We start from the raw sequence: 19720 nt of genomic DNA, 5'->3' as shown, positions 1-19720 counted from the left end.
GCAGGCCGGCTCACACCGCTCCCATGCTCGCCTGCACCGCCTTGATGTGCCGGCGCATCTCGGCCTCGGCGCGGGCCGGGTCCCGGTCGGCGATCGCGGCGGCGATCGCGGCGTGGCTCTCCTCGTAGTCCTTTCGCCGCTCGCTCGTCAGCGAAGCCCGCTTCAGGCGCCCCCAGATGCGATCCGAGCGCGCCGCCTCGATGCTGCGGTAGAGGCTCGCCAGCAGCCCGTTGCGCGCCGCGGCGAGCAGCATGCGGTGGAAGTTCGCGTCCCAGCTCTCGAATTCCTCGAAGCTCGCGGCCTCCGCGCCGCGGCTGACGGCCCGCTCCAGCGCCGCCACGTCGGCCGGCCCCGCGCGGAGCGCCGCAAGCGCGGCGGCCGGCGGTTCGACGATGAGCCGCACTTCCAGCACTTCCGCGGGATAGGTGTTCGGCGTCGCATCTTGGGGATCGGTTTCCGCCTCGCCTGCGGCCTGGGCCGGCGAGCCGAGAAAGGTGCCGCGCCCGACATGGCGCCAGATCTCGCCCCGCGCCTCCAGGTCGGCCAGCATCCGGCGGAGCGCCGTTCGCGGCACGCCGAGCGCCTGGGCGAGCTCGCGCTCCGGCGGCAGGCGGTCCCCCGCGCCGAGCTTTTCGGCCGCGATGTAGGTCCGCAGCAGTTCCGATCGGACCGCCATCGTCTTCACCTCTTCCAGCCTTCCGAACGCAGAACCAACTTCGCAACCATTGTAAGCACGGTTGACACCAATTTCAAAATGGTTGAGTTCAGGGGCAGCCAGGAGGTCACCCATGAAGCTCGCAACCATCGCCGTCGGAGGACGGCAGACACCCGCCGTTGCGCTCGCCGACGGCCGCTACGTCGATCTCTCGACGGATGCCGCGCTGCCGTCGACCCTGATCGGGCTGATCGAGGGCTGGGACGCGCATCGCGCCGCCGTCGAGGCGCTCGTCTCGTCCGGCAAGGGGGTGGTCGGCCCCGGCAACGTGCGCCATCTCGCGCCGATCCCCCGTCCCGCCCGCAACATCATGTGCGTCGGCAAGAACTATTACGACCACGCCCACGAGTTCCACGGCAGCGGCTTCGATTCCTCGGGCGGCGCCCAGGCCGTGCCGCCGCTCCCCGTGATCTTCACCAAGGCGACCAGCTCCGTCATCGGTCCGAACGACCCGATCCCGGCCTGGCGCGACTTCACCAACTCGCTGGACTACGAGGTCGAGCTCGCCGTAGTCATCGGCAAGGGCGGCGCCGGCATCACGAAGGCGAACGCCTTCGACCACGTCTTCGGCTACATGATCCTCAACGACGCCACCTCGCGCGAGCTCCAGAAGAAGCACCAGCAATGGTTCCTCGGAAAGAGCATCGACGGCTTCTGCCCGATGGGGCCGTGGCTCGTGACCGCCGACGAGGTGCCGGACGTGACCGCGATGCGCGTGTCGACCAAGGTGAACGGCGAGACGCGGCAGGATGCGAGCGTCGCCGACCTCATCTTCGACATCCCGACCCTCATCGAGACGATCTCGGCGGTCATCACGCTGGAGCCGGGGGACATCATCGCGACCGGCACGCCGGCCGGCGTCGGCCTCGGCTTCAACCCGCCGAAATACCTGAAGCCAGGCGACGTCGTGACGATGGAGATCACCGGCCTCGGCGTTCTGGAGAACCCGATCGAGGGCAAGGCGGCCTGAGCGCCGCGCCCGGCATTCGTGAAATGAAGCGGCGGCCGCCCTCCGGGGCGGCCGTTCTTTGGACCGTTCACGGTTTCCCGCAAACGGTGAGTGGCTCTCTACCATGAACCCGGCCGTTCCGGCCCGGACATGCCCGTTCGGACGAGGCGGACCGAGCGAGGGCGCAGCGAGACGGGCGGTATAACATCCCTGCGGAGGTCATTCCGCCTCCGAGCGTGTCCTGCGGAGTATCGCCTGCGAGCGGCAAGAAGGCGCTCCCTCCTGGCCCCCACGGCTGGCCGAACGGGTCATGTTGCAGAATCACAACTATCGAATCGGTTTTCAGCGATCCACCGCCGCAAATCTATTTAGCCGACTGCCGCAATGATTAAACTTTTGTTAAAGTCGTACTTGGCGGCCCGTTGTTCAGACGCGCAAGCGGGCTCCTCAAGGCCAGGAGACACCAATGCGACTGCAAACGATGGTGCGCCAGCTTGGCGCCGTTGTCCTTATCCTGGCCTTGCCGGGACTCCTTCATGCCGGTTCGCAGGAATACGGGAAAGCCGGGCCGTGGACGATTCACCGCCATGTCGATGGCGGCGAGGTCGCGTGCTGGGCGACGCTGAACACCGACCCGAATACCTCGCTGATCTTCGACTATACGATGGAGGTGACGTCGCTTGGCTTCAGCGCCCCGCGCATCGGCGCTATCGGATTGGGCTACGAGGTCGAGGTCTGGTTCGACAACAACCGGGCCGATTCGCAGGTGCTCACCATGCCGCTCGAAGGGGAGATGCTCGTCTATCGCTCGCCCAATAACGAGCCGGATGGCATCTTCGATTCGTTCGCCAACCGCTCGAAGATCAGCTTCAACTTCCTCGCCCAGGGCTGGGGCGAGCTGACGACGACGTTTTCGCTACGCGGCTCCAACCAGATGGTGGATCGCACCATCGCCTGCGTTCAGGACGCGCGCGCTCCGGCTGCCTCCTCCCTCGAATGGGTCGGCTTCCGTCCCGGCAAGTACGGCCCGCACCTCGTATCGGCCGGGGCGACGCCCGACGGCTGGCCGGTTTATGTCCCAACGGCATGGTGCAGGGCGGCCTTCATCCCGGCGCCGTCAATACCGGCCAGAGCGATGCTTGCATGATCGGCTTCGGCGGGCGCGAATATGCGGTCACGAACCACAGTGTTCTGCAGGGCCAGGCGCGCTGGACGTCGTTCAACGGGCGCATTCCGAGCAACGCCGTCGATGGCGGCCAGGAGGCCGATGGGCGGACCCTCTATGTCTGCCGCGTCCGGCATGACGGAATGGTCTATGCCGGAAAGTACCGATCCGGTTTCCGCGGCTGCAATTACAGCGACCGGGGCACCGAATACAGCTTCGATCGCTTCGATATACTAACCCAGTGACATTCCGGCGAGGCGGGCCGTGCGCTCACACGGTTCGGCCGCACCGAGACGGGACGGGCGAGCAGGACTCCGTCGGCCGCCTCCCCCGATTCCTCTCCTGCGCCGTTCCACAGGCGAACGCGAAAGGCTCCTCCCATGAGTTCTCTGGCACGGCGCTTAGCGCCGCTCGTCTTCCTTGGCCTCGCGACCCCCGCGCTGGCGCAAGCTCCTAAAATGGGCGATGAATTCTACAACATCGCCGGCGACCCGGACGTTGCGACAGCCGGGGAGTACGGGCAGACCCGCGGCTGGTCGGTGCTCTCCGGGTTCACGAACAACGGCGCCTTCGCATTCTGCGCGGCGCAGATGTCGGGGCCGGAGGGAACCTGGCGCTTCGGCTACGATTCCGGCCGACAATGGCAGGTCGCCATCCTCCATGAATTCTCCGGCGAGACGCCTTACGGGTCCTTCGCGGTGGACGGCCGAGATTCGGGGATCTCCGGCTGGGGCGACGGCCTCTGGGTGGTTCTCTGGGTGAATCTCGGCGAATACGAGGCGATCACGCAGGGCAACCGGCTCGACCTGCGGCTTGGCCCGATCCAGCGCCGGATGGCGCTGCGGGGCACGGCCGCCGCCGCGCTCAAGGTGCGCGAATGCGTCGAGAACCGCGGCGTCGCGCCCGGCGCGGGACCGCGGGTGTCGCAGATCCCGAGCCACAGCCCCGGCCAGGGCGCGGTCCGCCCGCTCGGACCGGCGCCCACTCGCCCGATCGGCGCCGCTCCCGCCCGCCCGCTCGCCGCCGCTCCCGCTCCCGGCCGCCCGTTCGGCTCCGCGCCGTCGCCGCGCATGGCGGGCGCCGGGCCATCGATGCCCAATCCCGGCAATCCCGGCGAGGTCTTCGTCGGCAATTGCCGCACGTTCTTCGCCGGCTACCGCTGCACGGCGACGACGCTGACGCCGACCGGCTCCTACGGTGAGGCGATGCTGGTCGCCGATCCGCTCGGTTCCGAGCCGAACTTCATCGTGCAGACCGACCGGCGCGACGTTTCGCAGGTCTGGGTCGCCTACCCCTTGGAGCCCGCGACCTTCAAGTATCTCGGCCTGTGGAATACCAGCGACGGGCGCTGCCGCCGCCCCATGCCGGACCAGGACGCCGAAGCCGAGGCCAATCTCGGTCATGATACCTGGGAACTCTGCATCGAATGACGCATCGCGGCGCGGACCTCGCCGCCCGCGTCGCCGGCTCGTTCCGGCGAGACCCGCGACTTCGCCCCGCGACTTGGCCTCGCCCCTTTGGGTTGAGGCGCATATCGTCCGATGGAGATACCGATGTTGACGCTTCTCACCGCCGCGCTCGGAGCCCTCGCGTCGATCGCACCCACCGCGCCCGGGGCGGGTCCCATGAGCGGCCCCGATCCGGCCGCGCCTCCAAAGGTGCACCTGGCCCAGTCGACGATCGGTTGGTCCGGCAGCTGGATCTGGACGCCCGAGAACCGCAAATGGGTCGATCGCGACAACCGCTCCTCGATCCGGCTCCTGCAGGGGACGACCGCTCATTTCTGCATCTACCAGTCATGCTGGGATGTGCAGCACCGCGAGCGCGGCGGCATCTACAGCTTCACCGTCCCGAGCGGCGGCTATTACGAGTTCTGGTTCGGTGATTTCAACTCGCTCGAGGGCCGGATGTGGCTGGACGAGCGGCGCCGGCGGGAGGCTCCCGCCGCGATGGTCCGCATGATGCGCGAGTGAGGCCGCTCGGCGGATCAAGGGCGACATCGCCCGCGGTCACGCTGCGCGGCGTTGCGTGCTTCATCACGTCGTCGATGCGGAAATCCTCGCAGAATCGGCCCGCCTTCGTCTTCGTGATTCTCCCCTCGCGCCCCTGTCCGCGACGCGGCGCGCGCGGGCGGGTCAAGGGGGGTGATCCGGCTGAAGCGCGCCTGGCGATCAGGGCTCCGGCGCGACGGGACCGGCGGAGATCTGGATGACGGGCGTTAGGCCCTCGCGCGGCTTCGCCCCAACGTCCGCTGACTCGTTCGCGCAACAATCTCGTCTTGCATATCGCGCGGGCGACAAGGCCGTGTTGAAGAAGTCGCTTCTTCTCTCTTTGAGTGTTGGCGTCGTTCTCCTTGTCACTTCGCCCACGAACGCTGGAGACGCAGTTGAAGTCTCTATTCCGCCGCCTCGCGGAAGCCAGGCGTATGGGGCATGCCCTCCGGCTCCGGCCCGCCGAAGGCCCAGTCGAGGAGTTCGACCGTGTGGACGATCGGGATCGGGGTGCCGGCGCCGATCTGCGTCATGCAGCCGATGTTCCCGGTCGCGATCAGGTCCGGGACGACGCTCTCGATGTTCCTGACCTTGCGGTCGCGCAGCCTGGTCGCGATCTCCGGCTGCAGGATGTTGTAGGTGCCGGCCGAGCCGCAGCACAGATGCCCCTCCGGCACGTCGCGCACCACGAACCCCGCCTTCTCCATCAGGATCCTCGGCTGGAACAGGATGCGCTGGCCGTGCTGCATCGAGCAGGCCGAGTGGTAGGCGACGATCAGGCCCGAGGCGTTCTCCGGCACCGGCAGGTCGATGCCCGCGAGGTATTCCGTGACGTCCTTGGCGAGCGCTGAGACCCGGCGCGCCTTCTCCGCATAGAGCGGGTCGAGCGCCAGCATGTGGCCGTAATCCTTGATGGTCGTGCCGCAGCCCGACGCCGTGATGACGATCGCGTCCAGCCCCTCGCCCTCGATCTCCCGCGTCCAGGCATCGACATTGGCGCGCGCGAAGGCGAGCGCCTGCTCCTCCCGGCCCATGTGATGGACGATCGCGCCGCAGCACCCCTCCCCCTTCGGCAGCACGACCTCGACGCCGAGCCGGTTGAGGAGCCGGATCGCCGCCTCGTTGATGCCCGGGTCGAGCACCGGCTGCGCGCAGCCCGAGAGCACCGCCACCCGCCCGCGCCGCGCGCCCGCCGCCGGCATGACCTGCCCCCCCGCCGCCGGCACGCGTCCCGCGAATCGGCCCGGCGCGAGCCGCAGCATGGCCGCCATACGACGGAACGGGCCGCCGAGCGCGTCGAGCGCCGGGGCGAGCGGCCGCGCGAAGAAGGCGCCGGCGAGCGCCAGCCGGAACCGGCTGCGGTAAGGCAGCACGGCCGCGAGCAGGTCGCGCACGAGCCGGTCACCAAGCGGTCGACGATAGGTGTTCTCGATGTGCGTGCGCGCCTGGTCGACGAGGTGCATGTAGTCGACGCCGGACGGGCAGGTCGTCATGCAGGAGAGGCAGGAGAGGCAGCGGTCGATGTGGAGCGCGACCTCGGAGGACGCCGGCCTGTCGTTCTCCAGCATCTCCTTGATGAGGTAGATGCGCCCGCGCGGGCTGTCGAGCTCGTTGCCGAGCTCGACATAGGTCGGGCAGGTCGCCGTGCAGAACCCGCAATGCACGCATTTCCTCAGAATCGCGTCGGCCTCGCGGATGCGCGGGTCGGCAAGCTGCTCGGGGGAGAAATGGGTCTGCATCTGTCCTACTGCCCCGCCGCCATCCGGCCGGGATTGAGAATGCCGTTCGGGTCGAACTGCTCCTTCAGCCGCCGCGAGAGCGCCGCGAGCGCAGCCGGCTGCGGCTGGAACGGCGGCACGGCCGTCCTGAGCGCCGCGCTGCCGCGCACGAGCGTCGCGTGGCCGCCGCCCGCCGCCTCGATCGCGGTGCGGATGAGCCCGGCGCAGGCGTCGTCCGCCTCGTCCGGAACCTCGATCCAGACGAGCCCGCCCGACCAGTCGTAGAAGTGCCGCACGCTCCGTCCGGCGAGCGCCGAGACGACCGCCGGGCCTGCCGTCGGCGCCACGCTGACGCGCCAGAGCGGCCGCGCGCTTGCCGCGAACGGCATGGCATCGCGCACCGCCCGCCACAGCGCGGCGGAAGCCTCCCCGCTCACGCGCTCCGCCGGCGCGACGTCGGCGAACAGCCCCGCCAGCCGTTCGGCGCGATAGGCGACCGACGGCTCGAAGCCCTCCAGCCGTATGAGGGTGGCGGCGCGGCCGTGCCCGAGCCCGGGCAGGTCGCCGGCGAGGCCGGCGGGGAGATGCGCCGCACCCGAGACCTCGTAGGGCGAGCCCATCGCCGCTGCGAGCGCCCGCACCGCGTCGTCGTCCGCGAGCCGCTCGAGCACCAGCGTCGTCGCCGCTTCCGCTCGCGGCAGCACCTTCAGCGTGACGTCGGTCAGCACCGCGAGCGTGCCCCACGAGCCGGCGAGGCCGCGCGAGAGGTCGTAGCCCGTGACGTTCTTCACCACCCGGCCGCCGGCCTTGAAGATCTCGCCCCGACCGCTCACCGCGGCGACGCCGAGCACGTGGTCGCGCGCGGCCCCGGCCTTGATCCGCCGCGGCCCGCCGACATTGGCGGCGACCACGCCGCCCACCGTGCCGCGTCCTGCGGCGCCGCCCCCGAGCGGCCCGTGATCCATCGGCTCGAAGGGCAGCTCCTGGCCGCGCCCGGCGAGCAGCGCCTCGATCTGGGCGATCGGCGTGCCGGCCCGGGCGGATAGCACCAGCTCCTCCGGCTCGTAGAGCGTCACGCCGGTGAGGCTCGTGAGGTCGAGCGCGTGCTCGGCCTGCACCGGCCGGCCGACCGTCCGCTTCGTGCCGTGGCCGAGCACTTCGAGCGGCCTCTCCTCGGCCGCGGCCCAGGCCACGACCTCGCGCACGCCCTCCGCGCTTTCCGGCCGGAACGCCGTCCCGCTCGTCTCGCTCACCCCGACCTCCTCAGAACCGCGGCAGATCGGGGAACGGCAGCTGGCCGCGATGGACGTGCATGCGGCCGAGCTCGGCGCAGCGGTGCAGTTCCGGGAAGACCTTGCCGGGGTTGAGGAGCTGCTTGGGGTCGAAGGCGCATTTCACGCGCTGCTGCTGCTTGAGGTCCGTCTCGCTGAACATGGTCGGCATCAGATCGCGCTTCTCCACGCCGACGCCGTGCTCGCCGGTCAGCACGCCGCCGACCTCCACGCAGAGCCGCAGGATGTCGGCGCCGAACGCCTCCGCCGCCTCCAGCTCGCCCGGCTTGTTGGCGTCGTAGCAGATGAGAGGGTGCAGGTTGCCGTCGCCGGCATGGAACACGTTCGCGACGAGCAGCCCGTACTGCTCCGAGAGCTCGCGCATGCGCTGCAGGACCTGCGGCAGCGCCTTGCGCGGGATCGTCCCGTCCATGCAGTAATAGTCCGGCGAGATGCGCCCGACCGCCGGGAACGCCGCCTTGCGGCCGAGCCAGAACGCCTGCCGCTCGGCCTCGCTCTGCGACACCCGGACGTAGCTCGCCCGGTTCGCCCGGCCGATCGCCTCCACGCGCCCGAGCAGGAAATCGACCTCGCCCTGCGGCCCGTCGAGCTCCACGATGAGGAGCGCCTCGACGTCGAGCGGATAGCCGGCATGGACGTAGTCCTCCGCGGCGTGGATCGCCGGCCTGTCCATCATCTCCATGCCGCCCGGAATGATGCCGGCGGCGATGATCTCGGCCACGCACTGGCCGCCGTCCTCGCTGGACGGAAAGCCGAGCAGCACCGCCCTCGCCGTCTCCGGCGATTGCAGGATGCGGACGGTGACCTCCGTCACCACGCCGAGCAGCCCCTCGGAGCCCGTCATCAGCGCGAGCAGGTCGTAGCCCTCCGCGTCGAGATGGCTGCCGCCGAGCCGCACCAGCTCGCCCGACATCAGCGCCATCTCGATGCCGAGCACGTTGTTCGTGGTGATGCCGTATTTCAGGCAGTGGACGCCGCCGGAATTCTCCGCCACGTTGCCGCCGATCGAGCACGCGATCTGGGACGACGGGTCGGGCGCGTAATAGAACCCGCGATGGGCGACCGCCTTGGTGATGTTGAGGTTGGTGACACCCGGCTGGACCAAGGCCACGCGGTTCTCGAAATCGATGTCGAGGATGCGGTTGAAGCGCGACATGACGAGGAGCACGGCATCGGCGACGGGCATGGAGCCGCCCGAGAGCGAGGTTCCCGACCCGCGCGGGACGACCTTGAGCCCGTTCGCGTCGCAGTACCGCAGCACCGCCACGACCTCGTCCGTCGTCTCGGGAAGGACGACGACGAGCGGCAGCGTCCGGTACGCCGTCAGCCCGTCGGATTCGAACGGCCGCAGCCCGTCGGGATGGTCCACCACCCATTCCTCGCCGACGATCTCGCGCAGGTCGGCCGCGATCTGCCCGCGGCGCGCGATCACCGCCTCGTCCGCCTTCGGCATGGTCAGGGTCGTCACGCGGGAGCCTCGGTGGTCTGGAATGTTGACCAAGCTCGTTACGCAGTTTGCCGAGGGTTGTCGAGGCCGGATGCGGCCCTGTGCCGCAACGCGGGCGGCTCCGCCGCGTTGTCCTGCACGTTATGAAAGTCTCGGTTCATCAACAGGAGGAAACCGGATGCTGAAAGCGTTCGCATTTGCCGCGGCGACATTGGTGGCGGGAGCCAGCCTTGCCCAGGCGGATGAAGATCTCATCAAGGCCGGCGCCAACGTCTTCAAGAAGTGCCAGGCCTGCCATGCCGTCGGCGAAGGCGCGAAGAACAAGGTCGGGCCGGAGCTGAACGACCTGTTCGGCCGCACCGCCGGCGGGCTGGACGACTACAACTATTCCAAGCCCATGAAGGAAGCCGGCGCCAACGGCCTCGTCTGGAACGACGAGACGCTGCACCAGTACCTCGCGGACCCGAAGGGCTTCGTGAAGGGCAACAAGATGGCGTTCCCGGGCCTGAAGAAGCAGGAAGACCTCGACGCCGTCACCGCCTTCCTCAAGAGCCACGACGGCGACGGCGACAGCTGATCGCTTTCGGGCGATCCTCAATCTGGGTTGGGCCGGCCGCGCGCCGGCCTAATCCTTGTGCGCGCGCCGGATGCGCCGCACCACCCACCACACGGCGAGCATGACCGGCGGCACGGCGAGCGCGGCGACGAGCGCCGGGTCGAGCCCCGGCGCCAGCTTCTCGAAGCCCTTGGCGGAATAGGCCACCAGCCCGACGATGTAGTAGCTGACCGCGGCGACCGAGAGGCCTTCCACGGTCTGCTGCAGGCGAAGCTGCTGGCGCGTCCGCTGCTCCATGGATTTCAGCAGGTCGCGGTTCTGCCGCTCGAGCTCCACGTCGACGCGCGTGCGCAGGAGGTCGGCCGCCCGCGAGAGCTTGCGCGACAGGTCCGCCTGGCGGGCTTCCACCGCCCGGCAGGTGCGCAGCGCCGGCCCCATGCGGCGCAGCAGGAAGATGTGCCAGGTCTCGTAGCCCGGGATCGCCTGCTCGGCGACGACGCCGAGGCGCTGCGTCACGATCTCGTCGTAGGCGCGGCTCGCCGCAAACCGGTAGAGGCTCGAGACGGCATCGGCTTCGAGGTCGGCGGCGAGCGCGATCAGCTCGTCGAGGAGCACGTTGCTCGCCTCGCCCCCGATCTCGCGCATCTCCCCGGTGATCCGGGCGAGCTCGGCCTCGATGCGGGCGAGCGCCGGCGCGAGCCGCTGGGCGACCGGCAGGCCGAGCAGCGCCAGCGTGCGGTAGGTCTCGATCTCGATCAGGCGCTGGGTGAGCGCCCCGGCGCGGGCCTCGCCGAGCCCGTCGTCGAAAACCAGGATCCGGCTGAAGCCGTCGGCGTCCTGCCGGAAATCGCTCGCCGCACGCGCCTTGCCCCCATCCATGCGCGAATAGCAGAGGCTGGTCGGGTGGAACCGCCGGAGCGCCGTCTCGTCGGTCTCGCCGGGGCAGAGATCGAGCCGGATGGCAGAGATCAGCGGCCCGGGCGTGCGGAACGCGTCGCCGAAGGGATGGCCGCGCACCGGATCGTCGAGATTGCGGGGTGCCGGCGCGTCGTAGGTCCAGGTCGTGAACTCGCTGTGCCGCTCCCATCTGAGCCGGCCTTCGCCCCAGTTCATCGCGAAGTGGCGCGCGGTGCTGTCGGGACCCGAAAGCCCGCGGCTGCGCGCGAGCTGCGCCACGATCGCCAGGTCCTGATCGAGCGTCCCCTCGCTCAGGAACGCGAGCTGGAGGATGGTGCGCGGCGGCGAGACGAGCTGGAACGGGCGCGAATGCAGCTCGCCCAGCACGAACGGCCGGAGCGGATGCGGCGTGAAGCCGTAGGGCGCCCCGAGCGAGGCCTCGGCCCGTTCTGCAACCCCGTCCATCGGCCCGCCACCTCCACCGCACAGGACATGAGCGATACGCGAATCCGCTCGCGAGCCGAACCTATCAGCCGAATCCGCCGGGCGCACCGTGACGCCTTTGGCGGCGGCTGCCGCGGCGGCAGTGGCAAAGAATGTTGACCGCGGGATTCCGCCATGCGATCCCTCCGCATTCCCGCCGGCGAGCCGCCATGTTCCGCAAGATCGTCCACGACCGCACCGCCGACGCCGTCATCCGGCAGATCGAGACGCTGATCCTGGAAGGCGTTCTGCGGGCCGGCGAGCGCCTGCCGCCGGAGCGGGAGCTCGCGCTCCAGCTCGACATCTCCCGCCCGATCCTGCGCGAGGCGCTCAAGGCGCTCGAGGAGCGCGGGCTCATCCGGACCCGCCACGGCGAAGGCACCTTCGTCGCCGACATCACCGGTGCCGTCTTCAACGGCGCCATGATCGACCTCGTGCGGCGCCATCCGCAAGCGGCCGTCGACTATCTCGAGTTCCGCCGCGACCTCGAAGGGCTCGCCGCCGCCCATGCGGCGGTGCGGGCGACCGATGCGGATCGCGCCATCCTCGACCAGATCCTCTCCGAGATGCTCGCCGCCCACGAGGCGGGCGACGCCGAGACGGAGGCGCGGGTCGACATCGCCTTCCACACCGCAATCATCGAGGCGGCGCACAACATCGTGCTCCTCCATGTCATGCGCTCCTGCTACCGGCTCGTCGCCGAGGGCGTGGTGCAGCACCGGCTGAAGCTCTACGCCCGCCCCGAATGGCGGGATGCGCTGCTCGATCAGCACCGCGCTATCCATGCCGCGATCGTCGCGAAGGCACCGGACAGGGCCCGGGCTGCGGCGGAGGAGCACATCGATTTCGTGGCTGAGAAGGTGCGCGCGATCGACGAGTGCGACGCGCGCGAAGCGGTCGCGGCCCTCAGGCTGGAGAGCTATCGCCGTGCGAACCTGCCGAAACAGCCGGCCCGCATGGCGGCGGAATAGGAGCGGACGTGCCCCTGCCGAGTGAAGCCCGGCCGCGCGTCGGCCTGTTCGTGACCTGCCTGGTCGATTTCTTCCGCCCGAGCGTCGGCTTCGCGGCGATCAAGCTGCTCGAGGATGCGGGCTGCACGGTCGACGTGCCGGAGAGCCAGACCTGCTGCGGGCAGCCGGCCTACAATTCCGGCGACCGAAGCGATGCGGCCGCGCTCGCGCGCCGGGTCGTCGAGGCCTTCGAGCGGTACGATTATGTCGTCGCGCCGTCGGGCTCCTGCGCCGGCATGATCCGCAAGCACTACCCGGCGCTGCTCCGCGACGATCCCGACTGGGGCGCGCGGGCCGACGCCCTCGCCGCCCGCACGCACGAGCTCGTCAGCTTCCTCGCCGACGTGCTCGGCGTCGAGGCGGTCGATGCCGCCTTCGCCGGCTCCGTCACCTACCACGATTCCTGCTCCGGCCTGCGCGAGCTCGGCATCCGGGAGCAGCCCCGCCGGCTCCTCGGCACAGTGGAAGGCCTGACCCTCCGCGAGCTCGCCGACGCCGATGTCTGCTGCGGCTTCGGCGGCACCTTCTGCGTCAAGTACCCCGAGATCTCGAACGCCATCGTCGGCGCCAAGACCGAGAACATTGCGGCGACCGGCGCGGGCACGCTGCTCGCCGGCGACCTCGGCTGCCTCCTGAACATGGCGGGCAAGCTGCAGCGCGAAGGTCGGCCCGTGAAGGTCCGCCATGTCGCCGAAGTCCTCGCCGGCATGGCCGACGGGCCGGCGATCGGCGAGAGGAGCTGAGCCGATGGAGATCACCTCCGCCGCCTTCAAGTCCAATGCGCGCGAGGCGCTCGGCGACGACCAGCTCCAGCGCGCGCTGAAGAACGCCCGCGGCGGCTTCATCGAGCGCCGCCGCGTCGCGGTCGAGGCCCTGCCGGAATTCGAGCGCCTCCGCGACGAGGCACGCGACATCAAGAACCACACGCTCGCCCATCTCGACCTCTACCTCGAGACCTACGAGAAGAACGCCCGGGCCGCCGGGGCCGAGATCCATTGGGCCGAGACGGCGGAGGAGGCGTGCGGGATTGTGCTCGCCATCTGCCGCGCCGCCGGCGCGCGCACGGTCGCCAAGGGCAAGTCGATGGTATCCGAGGAGATCGGCCTCAACGACAGCCTCGCCGCGGCCGGAATCGTCCCGGTCGAGACCGATCTCGGCGAGTACATCATCCAGCTTCGCGGCGAAGGGCCGAGCCACATCATCGCGCCGGCGATCCACGTCAACCGCGACCAGGTCGAGGCCGACTTCCGGCGCGTGCACACCCAACTCGCGCCCGACCGCGACCTCCGCGAGCCGACCACGCTGCTCGCCGAGGCCCGCGGCGTGCTCCGCGACCGCTTCCTCGCCGCCGATGTCGGCATCACCGGCGCGAACTTCCTCGTCGCGGAGACCGGCACCTCGATCATCGTGACGAACGAGGGCAATGGCGACCTCAGCCAGACCCTGCCGCGGGTCCACGTCGTGCTCGCCTCGATCGAGAAGGTTGTCCCGACGCTGGAGGACGCCTCGACGATCCTGCGCGTGCTCGCCCGCTCCGCGACCGGTCAGGACATGTCGGTCTACACCACCTTCTCCACCGGCCCGCGCCGCCCCGGCGACCCCGACGGGCCGGAGGCCTACCACGTCGTCATCCTGGACAACGGCCGCACCGCGATGCTCGGAACGGAGTTCCAGGAGATGCTGCGCTGCATCCGCTGCGGCGCCTGCATGAACCATTGCCCGGTCTACCATGCCGTCGGCGGCCACGCCTACGGCGCGACCTATCCGGGGCCGATGGGTTCCGTCCTCGACCCGGCTTTGTTCGGCCTGGAGCGGACGCGGGATCTCCCGAACGCGTCCACCTTCTGCGGCCGCTGCGAGGCGGTCTGCCCGATGCGGATCCCGCTGCCGAAGCTGATGCGGCACTGGCGCGAGAAGGAATTCGAGCGCGGCCTGCAGCCGGCGACGCAGCGCTGGGGGCTGGGCCTCTGGGCGCTCGTCGCGCGCAACCCCGCGCTCTACCGGCTGGCGACGAGGGTCGGCGCCGCGGCGCTCGCCGGCCTGGGGAGGAAGCGCGGCCGGTTCGCCGCGCTGCCGCTCGCCGGCGGCTGGACGCGCCACCGCGACATGCCCGCCCCCGAAGGCGGCACGTTCATGGCCGAGTACCGGGCGCGGTCCCGTTCAGGAGCACGGCAGGCGCGATGAGCACGCGCGACATCGTCCTCGCCAAGGTCCGGCGCGCGCTCGCCGGCGGCGGCCCCGCGGCAGCACGAACGGCGGCGGTCGAACGGCGCCTCTCCGAGCGCCGGCCGAACCTCGTGCCGGCGCGCGGCCAGCTGCCGCCGGCCGAGCGCGTGGCGCTGTTCTGCCTGATGGCCGAGCGCGTCAACGCGACCGTCGCCCGGCTCGCCGGCCCGGAGGACGTGCCCGCCGCCCTCGCCGACCATCTCCGCAGGCACAACCTGCCTGCATCGCTCCGCATGGGCGCGGATCCCCGCCTGCAAGCCATGCCCTGGCATCTCGCGCCGCAGGTCGAACTGCGCGCCGGCCCGTCGGACGGCCACGATGCCGTCGGGCTGAGCCACGCCTTCGCCGGCGTCGCGGAGACGGGGACGCTGATGCTGACCTCCGGGCCGGACAACCCGACCACCGTCACCTTCCTCCCCGACACGCATGTCGTGGTCGTCTCCGCCGCCGACATCGTCGGCGACTTCGAAACGGCCTGGGCGCGCCTGCGCGAGGCGCTCGGCCCCGGCGCAATGCCGCGCACGGTGAACCTCGTGACCGGCCCGTCCCGCTCCGCCGATATCGAGCAGACGCTGATCCTCGGCGCGCACGGGCCGCGCGCGCTCCACATCCTGGTGGTGGGAAACCCCTGACGCCGCTCAGGAAGCGGCGGCCGCCGCGGTCCTGAACGCGGGCAGCCGCTTCTTCAGCGCGAGCGCCCGCCGCTCGACGAGTGACCACGACAGGAACCCCGCGAGCGGCGCGGCGGCGAGCGCAGCGCACATCAGCGGCACGAGCCCCCAGCCAGGGAAGATGACCACCAGCGTCTGCTGGACCGGCCAGCCGTAGATGTAGGTGCCGTAGGAGATGTCGGTGCGCCGCGTCCAGCGCGCGAGCGCGCCCATCGGCAGCGTGCCGAGATAGAGCGCGCCGTAGGCCGCGAGCGCCACATAGGCCACCGGCCCCACTGCCGTTCCGCCGAGCGCCACGGCCGCGACCAGGAGAAGCGCCAGGAGCCAGGGCGAAAGCACGACCCGGTCGCGCCAGCGGTAGGCCGCGACGCCGAGCAGGAAGGTGAGCCCGAAGAGCGGCGGGTGCAGCGCGCCGCTCCACATGCGCAGAATGTCCGGCGCCGCCTTCACCCCGACGAGCGCGGCCGCGCAGAGCGCGATCAGGCCGACGAGCACCCTGCCGTTCCGCAGCAGCCCGAGCGCGAAGAGCGTCGCGAGCCCCGCATAGGCGAGCAGCTCGTACTCGATCGTCCAGAGAGGCACGTTCACCGCCCCGGCGAGCGGTGTAGTCAGGAACACCCCCTCGGGCCCCGGCGCGTGGCTGAGCAGGACCGGGACGGCGAACGGATAGCCGAGCGTGTCCGCGCTGCCGAAATAGGTCGCGAGGTCGCTCCCCGTCACGAACGGGCCGATCGCGAAGGCGAAGACCAGGCCGAATGCGAGAAGCGCCGGGAAGATGCGCAGGCAGCGGTGCGCGATGAAGCGCAGCACGTCCGGCGTGCGGTCGAGGCTGGCGGCGACGGTGAGCCCCGAGATGACGAAGAAGACGTTCACCGCGTGCTGCCCGAGCGTGAAGGGCGTCAGGAGCGCAAGCGGCTGCGCCGTCCCCCTCCCGCCGACGATGACGAAGGCGTGCGAGACGATGACGCAGAGCGCCGCCGCGAGGCGCACGAGGTTGAAGGCGTTCCTGTCGGGATCGAGATACGGTCCGAGAACGCGGCGGTCGGTTGCCATCGCTTGCCAATTCTGCGGTTCGGGGTGCGGACGCCCGCGCATGTCGCCCGCGCCCCGCTAGCCGCCTACTCTGCTCCTGCCGCAACCTTCGGGCCAGCGTGCCTTCAAGTTTTAGTAAATCACTGTGAAATCCGCGGCGCGCAACGGGAACTTGCGTTGCCGGCTATGCGTTTGTCTCGGACGATCCCGAGGAGGCGAAGATGCAGCAGGATCCTGGAAAGACGCGCGAGCCCGACGCCCCGGCGCCGGACGACGACGAGGAGATCCTCGACGAGGCGCTCGAGGAGAGCTTCCCCGCCAGCGACCCGCCCGCCCCGGCGCAGCCGCCGCATCACAAGGACGAGGGCAAGCACTAGGCCGGACGCGTCGGCTTTCACTGCGCCCCCCTGTCGTCATCGCCGGGCTTCGAACCGGCGATCCAGCAGCAACGCCTCCACCACCGAGCGACCCCCACCCTCTGTCGTCATCGCCGGACTTGATCCGGCGATCCAGAGCACCGCCGCGGCGCGGCCGCGCTGGATGCCCGGGTCAAGCCCGGGCAGGACGACAGTGGGAAAGGCGAAGGCCCCGCCGCTCCCGCCACCGCCGCGCCCGGGCAGGACGACCGTGGGAGAGGCAATCCAGCAGCCCCGCCGCGATCGCGGCACGCGCGATCAGAACAGCCTGCCCTGACCCGCTGGCGCCGCCTTGTCGCGCGGCTTGCGGGCAGGCGCGGGCGCGCTTGGTCGCGGCCGCGCGGGCTCTGTGCCGGCAGGACCTTCGGCGGGGACGGGACCGTCCGCCGTCGCGCCGACGCTCCCGTCCGAAAAGCGCAGCCGGAGCGCCTGCCCGCCCGCGATGTCGGCGGCGCGCCGGATCGGCTTCGCGTCCCCGTCGAGCACGAGCGCGAAGCCGCGCGCCAGCACCGCCTCGTACGAAACCGAGTTCAGGAGCCGCGCCGCCTGGGCGAGGCGCTCGCGCTTCGCCTGCGCGATCCGCGCGAGACAGGCAGGCGAGAGCCGCGGCGCGATCCGCGCGAAGTCGCGCCGCTCCTGCCGCAGCCTTCCGCGAAACGCCGTCGCGAGACGCCCCGATGCGGCACTGAGCCGTTCCGCCGCGCGCGCGCAGCCGCGCTCCAGCAGCGCCGGGGCGACCCGCGCCGCGACCGCATCGAAGTGGCGGCGCTTGACCGCGACCCCCGCCTGCAGGCCGCGCGCGAGCCGCCCGCCGGCATGGTCGAGCCGCTGGCGCGGCAATTGGAGGAGGTCGGCCGGCTTCGGCAGGGCCCGTGCGGCGGCGGCGAGGTCGCGGCGGCGCTGGTCCATCAGGCGCCGCACGCAGCCCTGGTGCCGGCGCGCGAGGTCGGCGATGGCCGCGACGAGGTCGGCGCGCACCGGCACCGCCTTCTCGGCCGCGCCCGTCGGCGTCGGCGCCCGGAGATCGGCGGCGAAGTCGATCAGCGTCCAGTCGGTCTCGTGGCCGACCGCCGCGATGGTCGGGATCGCGCTCGCCGCGACCGCCCGCACCGCGACCTCCTCGTTGAACGCCCAGAGGTCCTCGATCGAGCCGCCGCCGCGCGCCACGATCAGCACGTCCGGCCGCGGCACCGGGCCGCCCGGGAGAATGGCGTTGAAGCCGCGCACCGCCGCCGCGACCTCCTCCGCCGCACCGTCCCCCTGCACGCGCACCGGCCAGACGACGACGCGGCACGGGCAGCGGTCGCGCAGGCGGTGCAGGATGTCGCGGATGACGGCGCCGGTCGGCGAGGTGACGACGCCGATGACCTTCGGCAGGAACGGGATCGGGCGCTTGCGCGCTTCGGCGAAGAGCCCTTCCGCCTCCAGCCGCTTCCGCCGCTCGTCGAGGAGCGCCATCAGCGCGCCCTGGCCCGCGGGCTCCAGGCTGTCGATGACGATCTGGTAGCGGGACCGGCCGGGATAGGTGGTGAGCTTCCCGGTCGCCACCATCTCCAGCCCCTCCTGGGGCTTGAAGCGGAGGCGCTGCATCGTCGTCTTCCAGACCACGACGTCGAGGCAGGCGCGGTCATCCTTCAGCGTGAAGTAGCAGTGCCCCGATCCGACCGCGCCCCGAAAGCCGGAGATCTCGCCGCGCACGCGCACGTGCTCGTAGGTCTCCTCGACCGTGCGCTTCAGCGCGAAGGCGAGTTCGGAGACGGTGTATTCGGCGATATTCGTGGCGGGCGTGACCATCCGGCCAGTCTTGACGCCTCGCGCCGCGGCATTCAAGCCGGAGGGCGGAGCCCGGGACCGCGATGAGCTACGACTTCCGCACGCAGCGCCTTCACGTCGACGCCCCGCTCGCCGCGGGCGCGTCGATCGAGGCCGACCGCACGCAAGCCAACTACCTCCTCAACGTGCTGCGGATGGGCGAAGGCGCGGCCATCCTCCTCTTCAACGGCCGCGACGGCGAATGGCTCGGCCGCATCGCCGAGGCCGGCCGCAAGCGCTGCGTCATCGCCGTGGAGGAGCGGACCCGGCCGCAGCCGGAGCCGTCCGGCCTCCACTACCTGTTCGCGCCGCTCAAGCAGGCGCGCCTCGACTACATGGTCCAGAAGGCCGTGGAAATGGGGGCGGGCCGCCTCCGGCCCGTCCTGACCCGCCATACCCAGGTGAGCCGCGTCAACCTGGAGCGGATGCGCGCGAACGCGGTCGAGGCAGCCGAGCAGTGCGGCATCCTCTCGATCCCGGCGGTGGACGCGCCCGTCCCGCTCGAACGGTCGCTCGGCGACTGGGAGAGCGGCCGCCGCCTCATCCTCTGCGACGAGGGCGCGCCGGTCGCCGATCCCGTCGAGGCGCTCCGGGCCGTCCCGCCCGGCCCTCTGGCCGTGCTGATCGGCCCCGAGGGCGGGTTCTCGAAGGAGGAGCGCACGGCGCTCCTGCGCCAGCCGTTCGTCACCGCCGTCTCGCTCGGCCCGCGCATCCTGCGCGCCGACACCGCGGCCGTCGCCGCCCTCGCCCTCGTGCAGGCCGTGCTCGGCGACTGGAAGGGCTGATCAGCGCCGGTCGAGGCTGATGTCCGTCGTCTGGACGGGCGCGCCGGAACCGCCGGGGCGGCTCGCCACCACGAGCCGCATCCGGCCGTCGGCGCTCGTCGAGATCGTCATCTGCGAGGTGTCGGTGCCGTTCACCGGCACGGGCCAGTGGACGGTGAGGTTCAGGGCGTCGCCGGCCCGCGTCCCGCTCAGCGCGGCGGGGCCGATGCGCGAGCCGACATAGCGGCCGGTGAATCGCTTGCCGTCGTCCGACCGCAGCTCAATGGTGACGTCGCGGGAGAAGATCGCGAGCGCGCGGCATTTTCCGCTCACAGTCGCCTGCGCGCGATCGGCCGAGCCCGTGAGGCGGCAGGATACGCGGTTCGCGCCCGAATCGAGGTTCCGCCGCACCAGCCCCGAGCCCTCCCACTGACCGGCGAAGCGGTCGAGGAAGGTCTGCGGCTGGGCGAGAGCGGGCGGGGCGAACGCCGTCCCCCCCGCCAGGAGCGTCAGACCGAGGAGGGCAAAGGGGGTTCGCATCCGCATCACGCAAGTCTCCGGCGCCGGCTCTCCTCC

At 70.9% G+C, this 19720-nt stretch carries 20 protein-coding genes; 12 read left to right on the top strand and 8 right to left on the bottom strand.

Annotated elements, in window-relative coordinates; translation table 11 throughout:
* Positions 1-10: 10 nt before the first annotated feature.
* Entirely contained in the window at positions 11-676 is a 666-nt protein-coding gene (locus ACUN0C_RS15730) for a FadR/GntR family transcriptional regulator (protein ID WP_445467343.1), read from the bottom strand.
* 112 nt (positions 677-788) lie between these two features.
* On the opposite strand from ACUN0C_RS15730, the gene ACUN0C_RS15725 reads away from it, so the two are divergent.
* The 5 genes from ACUN0C_RS15725 (at position 789) to ACUN0C_RS15705 (ending at position 4802) form a co-directional block, all read left to right on the top strand.
* Positions 789-1685 (top strand): fumarylacetoacetate hydrolase family protein, encoded by an 897-nt coding sequence (locus ACUN0C_RS15725; RefSeq protein WP_445467342.1) that lies wholly within the window; start codon positions 789-791, stop codon positions 1683-1685.
* Between the two features lie 445 nt (positions 1686-2130).
* On the top strand, positions 2131-2811 hold the full coding sequence (locus ACUN0C_RS15720; protein WP_445467341.1) for a hypothetical protein: 681 nt from the start codon (positions 2131-2133) through the stop codon (positions 2809-2811).
* Complete coding sequence (locus tag ACUN0C_RS15715) at positions 2808-3074, top strand: DM9 repeat-containing protein (RefSeq protein WP_445467340.1); 267 nt, start codon at positions 2808-2810, stop codon at positions 3072-3074. The genes ACUN0C_RS15720 and ACUN0C_RS15715 overlap by 4 nt, the downstream gene beginning before the upstream one ends.
* 213 nt (positions 3075-3287) lie before the next feature.
* Entirely contained in the window at positions 3288-4259 is a 972-nt protein-coding gene (locus tag ACUN0C_RS15710) for a hypothetical protein (protein WP_445467339.1), read from the top strand.
* A 123-nt stretch (positions 4260-4382) separates the two neighbouring features.
* Positions 4383-4802 (top strand): hypothetical protein, encoded by a 420-nt coding sequence (locus tag ACUN0C_RS15705; RefSeq protein WP_445467338.1) that lies wholly within the window; start codon positions 4383-4385, stop codon positions 4800-4802.
* A 422-nt stretch (positions 4803-5224) separates the two neighbouring features.
* Here the strand turns inward: ACUN0C_RS15705 and glcF are convergent, their stop codons facing one another.
* The 3 genes from glcF to ACUN0C_RS15690 are packed head-to-tail and all read right to left on the bottom strand — an operon-like array spanning position 5225 to position 9298.
* Positions 5225-6559, bottom strand: coding sequence for a glycolate oxidase subunit GlcF (glcF, locus tag ACUN0C_RS15700; RefSeq protein ID WP_445467337.1), 1335 nt, complete (start codon positions 6557-6559; stop codon positions 5225-5227).
* A gap of 5 nt (positions 6560-6564) precedes the next feature.
* Complete coding sequence (gene glcE, locus ACUN0C_RS15695) at positions 6565-7791, bottom strand: glycolate oxidase subunit GlcE (protein ID WP_445467336.1); 1227 nt, start codon at positions 7789-7791, stop codon at positions 6565-6567.
* A 10-nt stretch (positions 7792-7801) separates the two neighbouring features.
* Positions 7802-9298 carry an FAD-linked oxidase C-terminal domain-containing protein gene (locus tag ACUN0C_RS15690; RefSeq protein ID WP_445467335.1) on the bottom strand — a complete coding sequence of 499 codons (1497 nt, stop codon included), beginning with the start codon at positions 9296-9298 and terminating at the stop codon, positions 7802-7804.
* A 157-nt stretch (positions 9299-9455) separates the two neighbouring features.
* On the opposite strand from ACUN0C_RS15690, the gene ACUN0C_RS15685 reads away from it, so the two are divergent.
* Entirely contained in the window at positions 9456-9854 is a 399-nt protein-coding gene (locus tag ACUN0C_RS15685; RefSeq protein WP_445467334.1) for a c-type cytochrome, read from the top strand.
* Between the two features lie 48 nt (positions 9855-9902).
* On the opposite strand, the gene ACUN0C_RS15680 is transcribed toward ACUN0C_RS15685, so the two are convergent.
* Entirely contained in the window at positions 9903-11195 is a 1293-nt protein-coding gene (locus tag ACUN0C_RS15680) for a DUF3422 family protein (RefSeq protein ID WP_445467333.1), read from the bottom strand.
* A 188-nt stretch (positions 11196-11383) separates the two neighbouring features.
* Between ACUN0C_RS15680 and ACUN0C_RS15675 the strand changes: the two genes are divergently transcribed.
* From ACUN0C_RS15675 to ACUN0C_RS15660, 4 genes are read left to right on the top strand one after another with little or no spacing between them, the layout of a single operon-like run.
* A complete protein-coding gene (locus ACUN0C_RS15675) occupies positions 11384-12184 on the top strand; it encodes an FCD domain-containing protein (protein ID WP_445467332.1) in 801 nt (266 codons plus the stop codon).
* 8 nt (positions 12185-12192) lie between these two features.
* Positions 12193-12966, top strand: coding sequence for a (Fe-S)-binding protein (locus tag ACUN0C_RS15670; RefSeq protein ID WP_445467331.1), 774 nt, complete (start codon positions 12193-12195; stop codon positions 12964-12966).
* A gap of 4 nt (positions 12967-12970) precedes the next feature.
* Positions 12971-14407, top strand: coding sequence for a LutB/LldF family L-lactate oxidation iron-sulfur protein (locus tag ACUN0C_RS15665; RefSeq protein ID WP_445467330.1), 1437 nt, complete (start codon positions 12971-12973; stop codon positions 14405-14407).
* On the top strand, positions 14404-15081 hold the full coding sequence (locus tag ACUN0C_RS15660) for a LutC/YkgG family protein (protein ID WP_445467329.1): 678 nt from the start codon (positions 14404-14406) through the stop codon (positions 15079-15081). Before ACUN0C_RS15665 ends, ACUN0C_RS15660 begins: the two co-directional genes overlap by 4 nt.
* 6 nt (positions 15082-15087) lie before the next feature.
* Here ACUN0C_RS15660 and ACUN0C_RS15655 read toward each other — a convergent pair whose 3' ends face one another.
* A complete protein-coding gene (locus ACUN0C_RS15655) occupies positions 15088-16173 on the bottom strand; it encodes an acyltransferase family protein (RefSeq protein WP_445467328.1) in 1086 nt (361 codons plus the stop codon).
* A 200-nt stretch (positions 16174-16373) separates the two neighbouring features.
* Between ACUN0C_RS15655 and ACUN0C_RS15650 the strand changes: the two genes are divergently transcribed.
* Entirely contained in the window at positions 16374-16529 is a 156-nt protein-coding gene (locus ACUN0C_RS15650) for a hypothetical protein (protein ID WP_445467327.1), read from the top strand.
* A gap of 297 nt (positions 16530-16826) precedes the next feature.
* On the opposite strand, the gene xseA is transcribed toward ACUN0C_RS15650, so the two are convergent.
* Positions 16827-18362 (bottom strand): exodeoxyribonuclease VII large subunit, encoded by a 1536-nt coding sequence (xseA, locus tag ACUN0C_RS15645; RefSeq protein ID WP_445467326.1) that lies wholly within the window; start codon positions 18360-18362, stop codon positions 16827-16829.
* 62 nt (positions 18363-18424) lie between these two features.
* On the opposite strand from xseA, the gene ACUN0C_RS15640 reads away from it, so the two are divergent.
* Entirely contained in the window at positions 18425-19165 is a 741-nt protein-coding gene (locus ACUN0C_RS15640) for a 16S rRNA (uracil(1498)-N(3))-methyltransferase (RefSeq protein WP_445467325.1), read from the top strand.
* Here the strand turns inward: ACUN0C_RS15640 and ACUN0C_RS15635 are convergent, their stop codons facing one another.
* Positions 19166-19690, bottom strand: a complete 525-nt coding sequence (locus ACUN0C_RS15635; protein ID WP_445467324.1) for a hypothetical protein — start codon at positions 19688-19690, stop codon at positions 19166-19168.
* Positions 19691-19720 lie beyond the last annotated feature (30 nt).

The organism is Faunimonas sp. B44 (assembly GCF_052655945.1).
The sequence above is the reverse complement of the archived record's forward strand: the minus strand, read 5'-3'. Positions and strand labels throughout refer to the sequence as shown.